This is a genomic window from Pseudomonas sp. WT-JTC, assembly GCF_056711565.1.
The window spans coordinates 5726520-5737849 of sequence record NZ_CM160042.1 but is presented as its reverse complement, the minus strand read 5'-3'; the positions used below and the strand labels follow the sequence as shown (position 1 = coordinate 5737849).

Below are 11330 nucleotides of genomic sequence, written 5' to 3'. Positions count from 1 at the left end.
CGCGCCTCAGACACACGAACGCAGCGATGCAAACGGGTTGAAGAGAACGCAGTAAAGCTTCAAAGTTGTAAATTGAAATGTGTAGTTCCGTGATAGCTCAGTCGGTAGAGCAAATGACTGTTAATCATTGGGTCCCAGGTTCGAGTCCTGGTCACGGAGCCAATTTCAAACCGGGGTATAGCGCAGTCCGGTAGCGCGCCTGCTTTGGGAGCAGGATGTCAGGAGTTCGAATCCCCTTACCCCGACCATTTTTGGGTCGTTAGCTCAGTTGGTAGAGCAGTTGGCTTTTAACCAATTGGTCGTAGGTTCGAATCCCACACGACCCACCATTTTTGAAACCAGGTAACACTGGAATCGAATCTTAAGATCAGACGCCAAAAGCTCTGTTCGCAGAAGGCGCCTCTCGAAGGTGCCTTTTTTTTACCGGGGTATAGCGCAGTCCGGTAGCGCGCCTGCTTTGGGAGCAGGATGTCAGGAGTTCGAATCCCCTTACCCCGACCATATTAAAAATCCTCGTATCGAAAGATACGGGGATTTTTTTTGCCTGCGAGAAACTCAGGGTGTCGCAAAACCAGTGTGGGAGCGGGCTTGCTCGCGAAAGCAGTGTGTCAGTCGACATAAATGCTGAATGACATGGCCTCTTCGCGAGCAAGCCCGCTCCCACAAGGGGGGGTTAGTGCAGCTTGAGCCTTGGCTCGGTGCCACGTCCGATCTTGCTACCGAGCATCAGCATCGCCGTGCGGAACGGTCCGTACAACGCCATCTGGTGCATGCGGTACAGCGACACGTAGAACATCCGCGCCAGCCAGCCTTCGAGCATCACGCTGCCGGTGAGGTTGCCCATCAAGTTACCCACAGCCGAAAAACGCGACAGCGAGATCAGCGAGCCGTAGTCGGTGTACTTGTACTCCGGCAGTGCCTTGCCTTCGATGCGCAGTTTCAGCGATTTGGCCAGCAACGAAGCTTGTTGGTGAGCGGCCTGGGCACGTGGCGGCACATTGCGGTCGCTGCCTGGTTGAGGGCAGGCGGCGCAGTCACCGAACGCGAAGATGTTCTCGTCGCGGGTGGTTTGCAGGGTTGGCAGCACTTGCAGCTGATTGATGCGGTTGGTTTCCAGACCATCGATGTCCTTGAGGAAGCCCGGTGCGCGAATCCCCGCGGCCCAGACTTTCAGGCTGGCCTTGATTTCGTTGCCGTCGGCGGTGATCAGGCTGTCCGCCGTCACTTCGCTGACAGCGGCATTGGTCATGACGTTGACCCCGAGTTTCTCCAGGGTTTTATGCACAGGTCCGCCAATCCGCTCTGGCAGCGCCGGCAGGACTCGTGGTCCGGCTTCGATCAGGGTGATGTGCATGTTTTCCGGCTTGATCCGGTCCAGGCCATAGGCCGCCAGTTCATGGGCGGCGTTGTGCAGCTCGGCGGCCAGCTCGACCCCGGTGGCACCGGCACCGACGATGGCCACACTGATTTGCTCGACCGTGTCGGTCTGACCGGCGTGAGCCCGCAGGTAGTGGTTGAGCAGTTGCTGGTGGAAACGCTCGGCCTGTTTTCGGGTGTCGAGGAACAGGCAGTGTTGTGCGGCGCCCTGGGTACCGAAATCGTTGGTGGTGCTGCCGACGGAGATTACCAGCGAGTCGTAAGGCACTTCGCGGGCTGGCACCAGTTCCATACCGGTTTCGTCATAGGTGGCGGCCAGCTGGATTTTTTTCTTCGCGCGATCGAGTCCGCTCATGCGCCCCAGCTGGAACTCGAAGTGGTTCCATTTGGCCTGGGCGACATAGTTGAGTTCGTCTTCGGAAGAGTTCAGGGAACCGGCCGCCACTTCGTGCAACAACGGTTTCCAGATGTGGGTCAGGTTCGCGTCGACCAGCATCACACTGGCCGTGCCACGCTTGCCCAGAGTCTTACCCAGACGGGTAGCCAACTCCAGACCGCCGGCGCCGCCGCCAACGATGACAATACGATGAGTCATGGGGATATCTCGCAAGGCTAAAAGAAATCGGTGCAATTACCCGAGCGAGCGCAAGGCAGCTCATAGCGTCAGGTAACTGATAAGGCGGCTCAACAGGCCCAGACCAATGGTCACTGCCAATACCAGTACAAGGAGCATCCACGGCCGGAAAGGCCGGCGCTCGACTTGGTGCTGGGACAACTGCAGGTACTCTTCGACATGCTTTTGGTCGTCGGGGTTCAGGCGGCTGGTCATAAAGGCCTCGTCAGGTAGACGTAGCTAAATGTGTAGAAGCTACAGGCTGATTTAACGAACGTTGAACGGAGCATAGCCGCTGTCCGCAAGGGGCTCGACGCTCACCGTATCGTCCAGGCGAATGATTCCACTTTGTAACACTCGGGCAGTGATTCCGCCATGTCCGCGCACGGCCTGAAAGGTGCCGATGCCCAGGTTGCTTTCAAGACGCGCGCAGGGCTGGCACCAGCCGGTGGTTTCGAACGTTGCCTGGCCAATCCGGAAGCGGCGGCCCTTGAGGCTGAACAGATTGATGCCACTGATAACGAGATTGCGCCGTAGATCTTCAGGCCTGACCGGATGATCGTGCGCACGCCCCATCAACGAACTGATCACCGCCAGGTGCTCCCACTGAATCAGCGTGACCTGCCGCGCATTGCGCACGCCGGGGCGGGCGTGGTCGCCGGTCAGGCCGGCCTCGAGGCGCGCTTCCACGGCCTCGAGTGCAAGCATCGGCGAATGTGATTGCGGGCGCACGCCGATCCAGCGTACGCGTCCTTGTTGCGGCACCTCGGCGATCAGTTCCTGCAACGGGCTCACAGGCTGATCCCGACGTCAAAAACAATGCTGCGCCCCAGGTTGCTGCGCAAGAAGTCCGGGGCATCCGGGTGAGCGAACAGAACGCGGGCAAATGTCGGCCCGACCAATGACAGCGAGCGCCAGCCCTGGCGCAGGTATTCGGTCGGCGGCGGGAAATGGCTGTTGAGATCCAGCACTTCGCGTTTGAGGCTGGCGAAGGCAATGATGTCCAGTTCACCCAGATCCATGCCGCGTTCTTTGTAGTTGTGCGCTTTTTTGCGCAAGGTCGGCGCCAATCGCAGCAAGAATTCGTTGGCGGGGATGCGTCGTGGCTTGGCCTCGCGGCGCACCAGTTGGCTCAGGGAAAACGCGCTGCGCCGGCGTTGCAGTTCGTCGCGCCATTCATCGTTGAGGCGCCGGCCTTCGTCGAGCACGAAGAACACCTCGAAACTGGCATCGCGAAACAACACATCCGGTGGCTCCCCGGCGGGGGTGAATTCATCGGCACGATAGGGAATGTTCAAGCCTTGCAGCAGGCGCTGGCAAACCCAACGCTCACGCTCCCATTTGCGGGCGTTGGACAGGAACGCGTTGGCTTGCTCGGCCGCGATGGTCAGCAGGCGTAAATAATCTGAGTCATCCATAGGCCCAAGCTTAGCGTTCAAATGTGATCGCAAAGAAGACAATTTGTCGGAGAGGGCCAACGCCTCCCGTTCCCAGGCCCGTTTCAGGGCCCTGCACAAAATGGATAGAGATCTGCGCGCACTGGATATTGCCACGTATCGGGTGGCTCTACCCTCGGCTGTACGGACGTAAGCCGTGTTACCGACGCTCAAAAAAAACAACAACAAGAGACATATGCCATGCGCAAGATCGACGTACATGAGGTTATCGACAACGCTCGCTTCAACCGCTTTCACTGGATGGTGCTGTTCTGGTGTGCCCTGATCATCATCTTCGACGGTTACGATCTGGTGATCTACGGCGTGGTCTTGCCGATGCTGATGAAAGAGTGGGGGCTCAGTCCTTTGCAAGCCGGTGCACTGGGCAGCTATGCACTGTTCGGCATGATGTTCGGCGCGCTGTTCTTTGGCCCGTTGTCGGACAGGATCGGCCGCAAGAAGGCCATCACGATCTGCGTGATGCTCTTCAGTGGCTTCACCGTGCTCAATGGTTTCGCACGAAACCCCACCGAGTTCGGCCTCTGTCGCTTCATTGCCGGGCTCGGCATTGGCGGTGTGATGCCTAACGTCGTGGCACTGATGAACGAGTACGCGCCGAAAAAAATCCGCAGCACTCTGGTCGCGATCATGTTCAGCGGTTATTCGGTGGGCGGCATGCTGTCCGCCGGACTGGGCATTGTGCTGATCCCGGGTTTCGGCTGGCAGTCGGTGTTTTACGTGGCGGTCCTGCCTTTGCTGTTATTGCCGCTGATCATGTATTTCCTGCCCGAATCGGTGGGTTTCATGTTGCGTCAGGGGCGTAATGAAGAGGCGCGCAATATTCTTGAGCGGATTGATCCGGCCTACGTCGCGCAAACGTCTGACCAATTGCACATGGCCGAAGTGAAAGGCACGGGCACTCCGGTGTTGCAGTTGTTCCGTGAAGGCCGTGCGCTGCGCACGCTGATGCTGTGGCTGGCGTTTTTCTGCTGCCTGTTGATGGTGTACGCGCTGAGTTCCTGGCTGCCAAAACTGATGGCCAACGCCGGTTACAGCCTGGGTTCGAGCCTGTTGTTCCTGCTGGTGCTGAACTTCGGGGCGATCTTCGGCGCGGTCGGTGGCGGGGTGCTGGGCGACAAGCTCAATCTGCCGAAAGTGCTGGCGGTGTTTTTCGCCATGGCGGCGGTGTCGATCACTCTGTTGGGCTTCAACAGCCCGATGCCGGTGTTGTACCTGCTGATCGCCGTTGCGGGTGCCACCACCATTGGCTCGCAGATTCTTTTGTACGCCTGCGCTGCGCAGTTTTACTCCATGACGATTCGCTCTACCGGTCTGGGCTGGGCGTCGGGCATTGGGCGCAACGGGGCCATCGTCGGTCCGCTGCTGGGTGGTGCATTGCTCGGGATCAGCTTGCCCCTGCAACTGAACTTCATGGCGTTTGCCTTGCCTGGCGCGGTGGCGGCCCTGGCCATGACCGTGTTCGCCGTCAGCAGCCGACGCAGCGCTGCTGGCGTCAGCCCAGCGTTGTCAACGACCGGTGCCTGAATCATGAAAGCGTTTTTCCAGGACTTCTCGTTGTCAGCCGCCGTGGCCGGATTCATTGCCACGGTGATTTCCTATGCCGGCCCGCTGGTGATCATCTTTCAGGCGGCAGAAGCGGCACATCTTTCGCGGGAAGTGCTGTCGTCCTGGATCTGGGCGATCTCCATTGGCAGCGCTGTGCTCGGTATCGCTTTGAGCCTGCGCTACCGCGTTCCGGTGATCATCGCCTGGTCGGCGCCGGGCTCGGCGTTGCTGGTGACGCTGTTGCCGGAAATTTCCATGGCAGAGGCGGTGGGGGCTTATCTGGTCAGCAGCCTGATCATTTTCGTGGTCGGCATCTCGGGCGCTTTCGACCGGATCATCGACAAGCTGCCCGCAGCCATCGCGGCGGCGATGCTGGCGGGAATCCTGTTCAGTTTCGGCACCGGGTTGTTTGTGTCGATGCAGCACAAGCCGTTGCTGGTCCTGGCGATGTTTGCCTGCTACCTGATCTGCAAGCGTGCGATGCCGCGTTATGCGGTGATGATGGTGCTGCTGGTGGGTTGTTCGATTGCCGCGTTCACCGGTGAATTGCATCGTGAAGCACTGGTGATCGGCCTGGCCACGCCGGTGTGGATCACGCCCGAGTTCAGCCTGGGCGCGATCCTGAACATCGCCTTGCCGCTGGTGATGGTGGCGCTGACCGGTCAGTTCGTGCCTGGCATGGCGGTGCTGCGCGCCAGTGGGTATCCAGTGCCGGCGAGCCCGATCATCGCCAGTAGTGCGCTGGGCACGGCATTGCTGGCGCCGTTTGGTTGCCATGGACTGAATCTGGCGGCGATCACCGCGGCGATCTGCACCGGTCGCGAATCCCACGAAGATCCTCGCAAACGCTACGTGGCCGGGGTCGTCGGCGGCCTGTGCTACCTGCTGCTGGGGATCTTCGGCGCCACGTTGGTCTCGCTGTTTTCAGCATTCCCCAAAGAGTTGATCGCGGCGCTGGCCGGGCTGGCCCTGTTCGCCGCCATTGCCGGTGCGTTGACGGGCGCAATGGCGGTGCCGAGCGATCGCGAAGCCGCGCTGGTGACCTTTCTGGTCACGGCTTCGGGCATGTCGTTGTTCGGTTTGTCCGCGGCGTTCTGGGGGCTGATTTTCGGCATGGTCACCCATGTGCTGTTGAGCACCCGTCGTTCCGTTCCCCGTCGCAAATCCACTGCAACTGAAGTCCTTCAATCAGTCGATCAATAACAATAAGAGAAAAACGATGAAACAGATTCTCCCAACAACCGGTTCGGCGTTGTCCCTGGCTGTCGTCTCGGGTTTTTCCACGGGTGCGATGGCGGCTGAAACCGGCTTTGTCGAAGACACCACCGCGACGTTGCAGGCGCGCAATTACTACTTCAGCCGTGACTATTCCGACATCGTCGGCGCGAACCGGCAATCGAAGGCCGAAGAGTGGGCCCAGGGTTTCATCCTCAACGTGAAGTCCGGATACACCCAGGGCACCGTCGGGTTTGGGGTGGATGTCATCGGCCTGCTCGGCCTCAAGCTCGACAGCGCTCCGGACCGGACCAATACCGGTTTGCTGCCGGTGCAGGATGACGGCCGCGCGCCGAACGACTACAGCCGCCTGGAGGGCGCGTTGAAGATGCGCTACTCCAGAACCGAGCTGAAAGTCGGTGAGCTGCAGCCCAATCTGCCGGTGTTGGCATTCAGCGATATTCGCCTGCTGCCACCGAGTTATCAGGGCGCAAGCATCACCTCCAACGAGATCAATGGCCTGACGGTGCAGGGTGGTCACTTGAGTTCAACCAGCCTGCGCAACGAAGCCGGCGACGAAAAGATGCAAGCGATGCTGGGTCACGTGCCGCAGCGTCAGGTCAGCAGTGACGGTTTCAATTTTGCCGGCGCTGATTATGCGTTCAATGACAAGCGCAGCTCGGTCAGCGCCTGGTACGGGCAACTGGAAGATATCTACAACCAGCGTTTTCTGGGTTTAAAACACAGTGAGCCAGTGGGCAACTGGATCCTTGGCGCCAACCTCGGTTACTACGATTCGCGCGAGGACGGCAAAAAACTGCTGGGCAATATCGACAACCAGGCGTTCTTCTCGTTGCTGTCGGCCAAGCGTGGCGGCCATACGTTTTACGTCGGCTATCAGGGCATGTTCGGCGACAGTGCATTTCCACGGGTATTTGCCAACATCTCGCCTCTGGGCAACGAAGTGCCGACCTATGAGTTCGCCTTCACCGATGAACGATCCTGGCAGGCGCGCTACGACTACGACTTCGCAGCGCTAGGCGTACCGGGGCTGACCAGTACCGTGCGCTATATCAGCGGCAACAATGTCGATACCGGAAAGGGTTTCGAAGGCAAGGATCGCGAGCGTGACCTGGACATCGGCTATGTGTTGCAGAGCGGCAGCTTCAAAGGTCTGGGCATTCGCGTGCGCAATGCGATGGCGCGTTCCAACTACCGCAGTGACATCGACGAGAACCGCTTGATCCTCAGCTACACGTGGACCTTGCTGTGAGCCCATCGATCACAGGTTGCTGGTGCAATCACCCATGACGTCGTAGGTCACGCGGTGGGTCTGGCCCTGATGATCGACATACACCATGGTCGCCGGTACGACCCCGCACGCGGTCGCGGTGTCCGACACAGAAACCACGCTGGCGATGTCCAGTGGCTGCGCCGGGTTGTACAGGACCGCGAGGGGCTCGTTGTCGGCGGCCATGGCCGAGGTGGCGATGACGGTCAGCAACAGGCTGATCAACGTTTTCATGTTGGCGTGCTCCGTGTCGGTTCTGATGTCTGAATTTTAGTCTTTGCCACCGACGGATAAAGGGGCGAACGGCGGATGCAGCCTTACATAAAACGTAACAGTCATCGCCCGAGGGGGGCTTATGGACGTGCTTAACAACTTGCGTGTGTTCATCCGGGTGGTGGACTGCGCCAGTTTCACCGGGGCTGCCGATGCGCTGGATCTGTCGACCGCGCAGGTATCCCGATTGGTGGCGGATCTGGAGGAACATGTACAGGCGCGTCTGCTGCAACGCACCACGCGGCGCTTGAGCCTGACCGATGCCGGCGAACGCTTCCTGCTGCGCAGCCGGCAAATCGTCGAAGCCATGGATGAGGCGACGGCTGAGGCTCGTGGCGCTCATATCAATCCGGCCGGGCGCCTGCGGGTGCACAGCATGAACGGCCTGGGTATGCTGCTCACGCCGTTGATCGCCCGCTACAGCGAGCTTTATCCCGATGTGGTGTTCGAGCTGACCTTGTCGCAGCGCAATCCCGATCCGCTGGAGGAGGGGCACGATGTGGTGATTTCGATAGCTCCGGAACTTGCCGACTCGCAAATGGTTGCGCAGGCCGTCGGGCAAATCTACAGCGTACCCTGTGCCTCCCCGGACTATCTGCACCACCGGGGCGTGCCGCAGCATCCGCAGGCGCTGAGCGATCATCAATGCCTGCGCATGCTCGACCCGCTGTACAGCGATCAATGGCTGTTCCAGGACGAGCACGGCGAGCACGCCGTCAGCCCGGCCAAGACCTTTCAGTGCAATGTTGCCGAGTCGATGGTCAAGGCTTCGGAGGCGAGCATGGGCATCAGCCTGCTGCCTTTCTACACCGCGACGCGGCCCTTGAGCGACGGTACTTTGCTGCGCGTGTTACCTGCATGGCGCCTGCGCGAACGCCATGTGTATGCGTTGTATCCTTCGCGACGCTTTCTCGACGCCAAGGTGCGCACCTGGGTGGACTTTCTCAAGTCTGAGCTACCGAAGCTGTTCGCCGAGCATGACTCGGTGATGAACGATCCGCGGCATTGGGCTTGAAGTCGAAGGGCCTGCGAGCGGCGGTGTAGACTGAGTGTCTGTTGTCTTTCGCCAAGGAGTCGCGCGTAGATATGCACACCAGGGTCAGCGGGCATCGTGCCATGGCGCACACGGGAGTGTGTTGAACCATGATCGGTGCGCAGTTGCTGTCATCGGAAACCCTTGCGGCCGGCTGGCTGATCTATGTGCCGGTGTTGGTCTGGGCGGTTTGTCGTGCGCCGTGGGTTGAACTGTTCACCGACAGCCGTCGTCAGCATCTGCTGTTTGGAACGGTGTTTGCGCTGTTTCTGCTGTGGCTGGTGCGGCAGGATTTCGATACCGGCGTGTCTTATCACCTCATCGGCATGACAGCGGTGACGCTACTGCTGGACTGGCCGCTGGCGCTGGTCGGCGGGTTGGTTGCCCAAACGGGGCTGGTGTTGCTCGGTCGACAGGATGTGGCGGCGGTCGGGGTCAATGGTGCGCTGTTGATTGCGCTGCCGGTGCTGGTCACCGAGTGCTGCGCCATTCTGGTGGAGCGTGCGCAGCCACGAAATCTATTCGTGTATATCTTCGTTTCCGGATTCTTTGCCGCCGCGCTGTCGGCGTTGCTGTGCCTGCTGCTGGGGCTGTGGTTGCTGTGGTTCGATGAGCGTTTCGAAATGCCATATTGGCTCGAGGACTTTGTCGGTTACCTGTGGCTGATCATTTTCCCCGAGGCGTTTATCAACGGCATGATCGTCAGTGCGCTGGTCGTGTTTTGTCCGGAGTGGCTTGAGACGTTCAACCGCACACGCTACCTCTCGGCTCCCTGGAAGGACGACGATCCCAAGTCCTGATCCCCATCAAAACCTGGAATCGCCCACTCGAAGGATCAGTGACGCGGGTCGAAATCACCGCTGAACAACTCGTCCTCGGCATCGGGAGCCACTGGAATCTTGTGTTCTTCGGACGCCCAGGCGCCCAGGTCGATCAGTTTGCAGCGGTCGGAGCAAAATGGCCGGAATTTGCTCTCTGCGCTCCATTCCACGGGGGCGCCACAGGTTGGGCATTCGACGGTTGTTGGTTGGCTCATGACTGGCCTCCACGCAAAGTAAGATAAAAGTGATGCAGGCGTTCGACCTCGCTGTGCAGCCAGGCAAGGTCGCGGTCATTGATCACGACGTCGTCGGCATGGCTCACGCGATCCTGGCGGCTGGCCTGGGCCTTGAGGATTGCCTGGACTTGCTGTTCGCTGGTCTGGTCACGTTGCAAGGTGCGTTCAACCTGCAATTGTTCCGGGGCATCGATCACCAGCACGCGTTGGGTCATGGTGTATTGCCCGGACTCGATCAGCAGTGGCGAAACCAGAATCGCATAAGGCGATTTTGCCAGCGCCAGGTGGTGAGCGATTTCCTCGCCGATCAGTGGATGCAGGAGGGCCTCCAGCCAGCGGCGTTCTTCAGGCACTTCGAAGATCAATTTGCGCAGCGCTGCGCGGTCCAGTTGTCCGTCGCTCTGCAACACGCCGGGGCCGAAGTGCCCGGCGATCAGTGCCAGTGCCGGGCGGCCAGGCTCAACGACCCAGCGAGCGGCATGATCGGCGTCGACCACATGCACACCCAGATCGATGAAGTGCTGGGCGGCCGCGCTCTTGCCACTGCCGATGCCGCCGGTCAGGCCGAGAATCCAGGGTTTTTCCACAGGGCTATTCATTTCAAACCGACAAACTGCCAATAGAGGTCGGTTATTTGACCACCCCAGAGCAACGCAATCCAGCCGGCAATGGCCAGATAGGGACCGAAAGGGATCGGCGTCGAGGTTTTTGCATTGCGCCAGCGCAGCAGCATCATCCCGATAATGGCACCCACCAGCGAGGACAGCAGGATAGTCAGTGGCAAAATCTGCCAGCCACCCCAGGCTCCCAGCATCGCCAGCAGCTTGAAATCACCGTAGCCCATGCCGTCCTTGCCCGTGATCAGCTTGAACAGCCAGAACACCGCCCACAGCACGCTGTAGCCGGCTATTGCACCCCAAAGCGCCTCGTGTAACGACACGAACAGGCCGAAACTGTTGACGATCAACCCCAGCCATATCAACGGCAGCACCAGTACGTCCGGCAATATCTGATGTTCGGCGTCGATCAGGCTCATCGCCAGTAACCCCCAACTCAGGATCAGCATCAGGCAGGCTGGCCAACCGAAGCCGAAATGCCAGGCCACAAACGCCGACAGCGCACCACAGGCCAGTTCGATCAACGGATAGCGCGGGCTGATCGCTGCTGCGCAGGCTGAACAGCGCCCGCGCAACAACACATAACTGAGCAGCGGAATGTTTTCCCAGGCGCGGATCCGGTGACCGCAATGCGGGCACTGGGAATGGGGCAGCAGCAGGTTGTAGGTCGGCACCGGCGTTTCGCCGGGCAGCCCGAGAATGTCATGGGCCTGCACACGCCACTCGCGTTCGAGCATTTTCGGCAGGCGCCAGATCACCACATTGAGGAAACTGCCGACCAGCAGGCCGGTGATTCCCGCGAGAAGGACAAAGGCCAGCGGATAGTGAATCAGGATTTCATTCAAGGGCATG

The 11330-nt window shown here is 59.7% G+C and carries 13 protein-coding genes and 4 tRNA genes; 9 read left to right on the top strand and 8 right to left on the bottom strand.

The annotated features are described in order from the left end of the window. Window positions 1-86: 86 nt before the first annotated feature. The 4 genes from AC06G5_RS26060 (at window position 87) to AC06G5_RS26045 (ending at window position 501) form a co-directional block, all read left to right on the top strand. Window positions 87-162: transfer RNA gene (locus tag AC06G5_RS26060), tRNA-Asn, on the top strand. Between the two features lie 9 nt (window positions 163-171). Then, window positions 172-248, top strand: a tRNA-Pro gene (locus AC06G5_RS26055). A gap of 5 nt (window positions 249-253) precedes the next feature. Further along, a tRNA-Lys gene (locus AC06G5_RS26050) sits at window positions 254-329 on the top strand. Window positions 330-424: 95 nt separating this feature from the next. After that, a tRNA-Pro gene (locus AC06G5_RS26045) sits at window positions 425-501 on the top strand. A gap of 172 nt (window positions 502-673) precedes the next feature. On the opposite strand, the gene AC06G5_RS26040 is transcribed toward AC06G5_RS26045, so the two are convergent. The 4 genes from AC06G5_RS26040 to AC06G5_RS26025 are packed head-to-tail and all read right to left on the bottom strand — an operon-like array spanning window position 674 to window position 3408. Further along, on the bottom strand, window positions 674-1972 hold the full coding sequence (locus AC06G5_RS26040) for an NAD(P)/FAD-dependent oxidoreductase (RefSeq protein ID WP_413426347.1): 1299 nt from the start codon (window positions 1970-1972) through the stop codon (window positions 674-676). 60 nt (window positions 1973-2032) lie between these two features. Beyond that, window positions 2033-2206: a DUF3094 domain-containing protein gene (locus AC06G5_RS26035; RefSeq protein WP_007970531.1), complete on the bottom strand. Its 174-nt coding sequence runs from the start codon at window positions 2204-2206 to the stop codon at window positions 2033-2035. A gap of 51 nt (window positions 2207-2257) precedes the next feature. Then, window positions 2258-2785, bottom strand: a complete 528-nt coding sequence (locus AC06G5_RS26030; protein ID WP_413426343.1) for an MOSC domain-containing protein — start codon at window positions 2783-2785, stop codon at window positions 2258-2260. Then, the gene (locus AC06G5_RS26025) at window positions 2782-3408 is read right to left on the bottom strand and encodes a DUF1780 domain-containing protein (RefSeq protein ID WP_057400461.1); all 627 of its coding nucleotides are present in this window, start codon (window positions 3406-3408) and stop codon (window positions 2782-2784) included. The genes AC06G5_RS26030 and AC06G5_RS26025 overlap by 4 nt, the downstream gene beginning before the upstream one ends. 219 nt (window positions 3409-3627) lie before the next feature. Here AC06G5_RS26025 and AC06G5_RS26020 point away from each other — a divergent pair, with 219 nt between their 5' ends. Genes AC06G5_RS26020 through AC06G5_RS26010 form a run of 3 tightly spaced genes read left to right on the top strand, consistent with a single transcriptional unit; the run spans window position 3628 to window position 7480 of the window. Continuing rightward, the gene (locus AC06G5_RS26020; RefSeq protein ID WP_480458557.1) at window positions 3628-4971 is read left to right on the top strand and encodes an aromatic acid/H+ symport family MFS transporter; all 1344 of its coding nucleotides are present in this window, start codon (window positions 3628-3630) and stop codon (window positions 4969-4971) included. Between the two features lie 3 nt (window positions 4972-4974). After that, on the top strand, window positions 4975-6195 hold the full coding sequence (locus tag AC06G5_RS26015; RefSeq protein ID WP_480458556.1) for a benzoate/H(+) symporter BenE family transporter: 1221 nt from the start codon (window positions 4975-4977) through the stop codon (window positions 6193-6195). A gap of 16 nt (window positions 6196-6211) precedes the next feature. Then, entirely contained in the window at window positions 6212-7480 is a 1269-nt protein-coding gene (locus AC06G5_RS26010) for an OprD family porin (protein WP_480458555.1), read from the top strand. Between the two features lie 9 nt (window positions 7481-7489). Here AC06G5_RS26010 and AC06G5_RS26005 read toward each other — a convergent pair whose 3' ends face one another. Beyond that, window positions 7490-7732, bottom strand: a complete 243-nt coding sequence (locus tag AC06G5_RS26005) for a DUF2790 domain-containing protein (RefSeq protein ID WP_413426335.1) — start codon at window positions 7730-7732, stop codon at window positions 7490-7492. Window positions 7733-7853: 121 nt separating this feature from the next. On the opposite strand from AC06G5_RS26005, the gene AC06G5_RS26000 reads away from it, so the two are divergent. Together AC06G5_RS26000 and AC06G5_RS25995 are read left to right on the top strand one after the other, a co-directional pair. After that, window positions 7854-8786 carry a LysR family transcriptional regulator gene (locus AC06G5_RS26000; RefSeq protein ID WP_480458554.1) on the top strand — a complete coding sequence of 311 codons (933 nt, stop codon included), beginning with the start codon at window positions 7854-7856 and terminating at the stop codon, window positions 8784-8786. A gap of 128 nt (window positions 8787-8914) precedes the next feature. After that, a complete protein-coding gene (locus AC06G5_RS25995) occupies window positions 8915-9604 on the top strand; it encodes an energy-coupling factor ABC transporter permease (RefSeq protein ID WP_413704000.1) in 690 nt (229 codons plus the stop codon). A gap of 35 nt (window positions 9605-9639) precedes the next feature. Here AC06G5_RS25995 and yacG read toward each other — a convergent pair whose 3' ends face one another. From yacG to AC06G5_RS25980, 3 genes are read right to left on the bottom strand one after another with little or no spacing between them, the layout of a single operon-like run. After that, window positions 9640-9840: a DNA gyrase inhibitor YacG gene (gene yacG / locus AC06G5_RS25990; protein WP_413426329.1), complete on the bottom strand. Its 201-nt coding sequence runs from the start codon at window positions 9838-9840 to the stop codon at window positions 9640-9642. Beyond that, window positions 9837-10460, bottom strand: coding sequence for a dephospho-CoA kinase (coaE, locus tag AC06G5_RS25985; protein WP_413426327.1), 624 nt, complete (start codon window positions 10458-10460; stop codon window positions 9837-9839). Before coaE ends, yacG begins: the two co-directional genes overlap by 4 nt. Beyond that, window positions 10457-11329 carry a prepilin peptidase gene (locus AC06G5_RS25980; protein WP_413426325.1) on the bottom strand — a complete coding sequence of 291 codons (873 nt, stop codon included), beginning with the start codon at window positions 11327-11329 and terminating at the stop codon, window positions 10457-10459. The genes coaE and AC06G5_RS25980 overlap by 4 nt, the downstream gene beginning before the upstream one ends. Window position 11330: the final 1 nt, after the last annotated feature.

Coding starts and splice junctions, on each gene's coding strand:
- AC06G5_RS26040 (WP_413426347.1), bottom strand. CDS start 1,972: ATGACTCATCGTATTGTCATCGTTGGCGGCGGCGCCGGCGGTCTGGAG.
- AC06G5_RS26035 (WP_007970531.1), bottom strand. CDS start 2,206: ATGACCAGCCGCCTGAACCCCGACGACCAAAAGCATGTCGAAGAGTAC.
- AC06G5_RS26025 (WP_057400461.1), bottom strand. CDS start 3,408: ATGGATGACTCAGATTATTTACGCCTGCTGACCATCGCGGCCGAGCAA.
- AC06G5_RS26020 (WP_480458557.1), top strand. CDS start 3,628: ATGCGCAAGATCGACGTACATGAGGTTATCGACAACGCTCGCTTCAAC.
- AC06G5_RS26015 (WP_480458556.1), top strand. CDS start 4,975: ATGAAAGCGTTTTTCCAGGACTTCTCGTTGTCAGCCGCCGTGGCCGGA.
- AC06G5_RS26010 (WP_480458555.1), top strand. CDS start 6,212: ATGAAACAGATTCTCCCAACAACCGGTTCGGCGTTGTCCCTGGCTGTC.
- AC06G5_RS26005 (WP_413426335.1), bottom strand. CDS start 7,732: ATGAAAACGTTGATCAGCCTGTTGCTGACCGTCATCGCCACCTCGGCC.
- AC06G5_RS26000 (WP_480458554.1), top strand. CDS start 7,854: ATGGACGTGCTTAACAACTTGCGTGTGTTCATCCGGGTGGTGGACTGC.
- AC06G5_RS25995 (WP_413704000.1), top strand. CDS start 8,915: ATGATCGGTGCGCAGTTGCTGTCATCGGAAACCCTTGCGGCCGGCTGG.
- yacG (WP_413426329.1), bottom strand. CDS start 9,840: ATGAGCCAACCAACAACCGTCGAATGCCCAACCTGTGGCGCCCCCGTG.
- coaE (WP_413426327.1), bottom strand. CDS start 10,460: ATGAATAGCCCTGTGGAAAAACCCTGGATTCTCGGCCTGACCGGCGGC.
- AC06G5_RS25980 (WP_413426325.1), bottom strand. CDS start 11,329: ATGCCCTTGAATGAAATCCTGATTCACTATCCGCTGGCCTTTGTCCTT.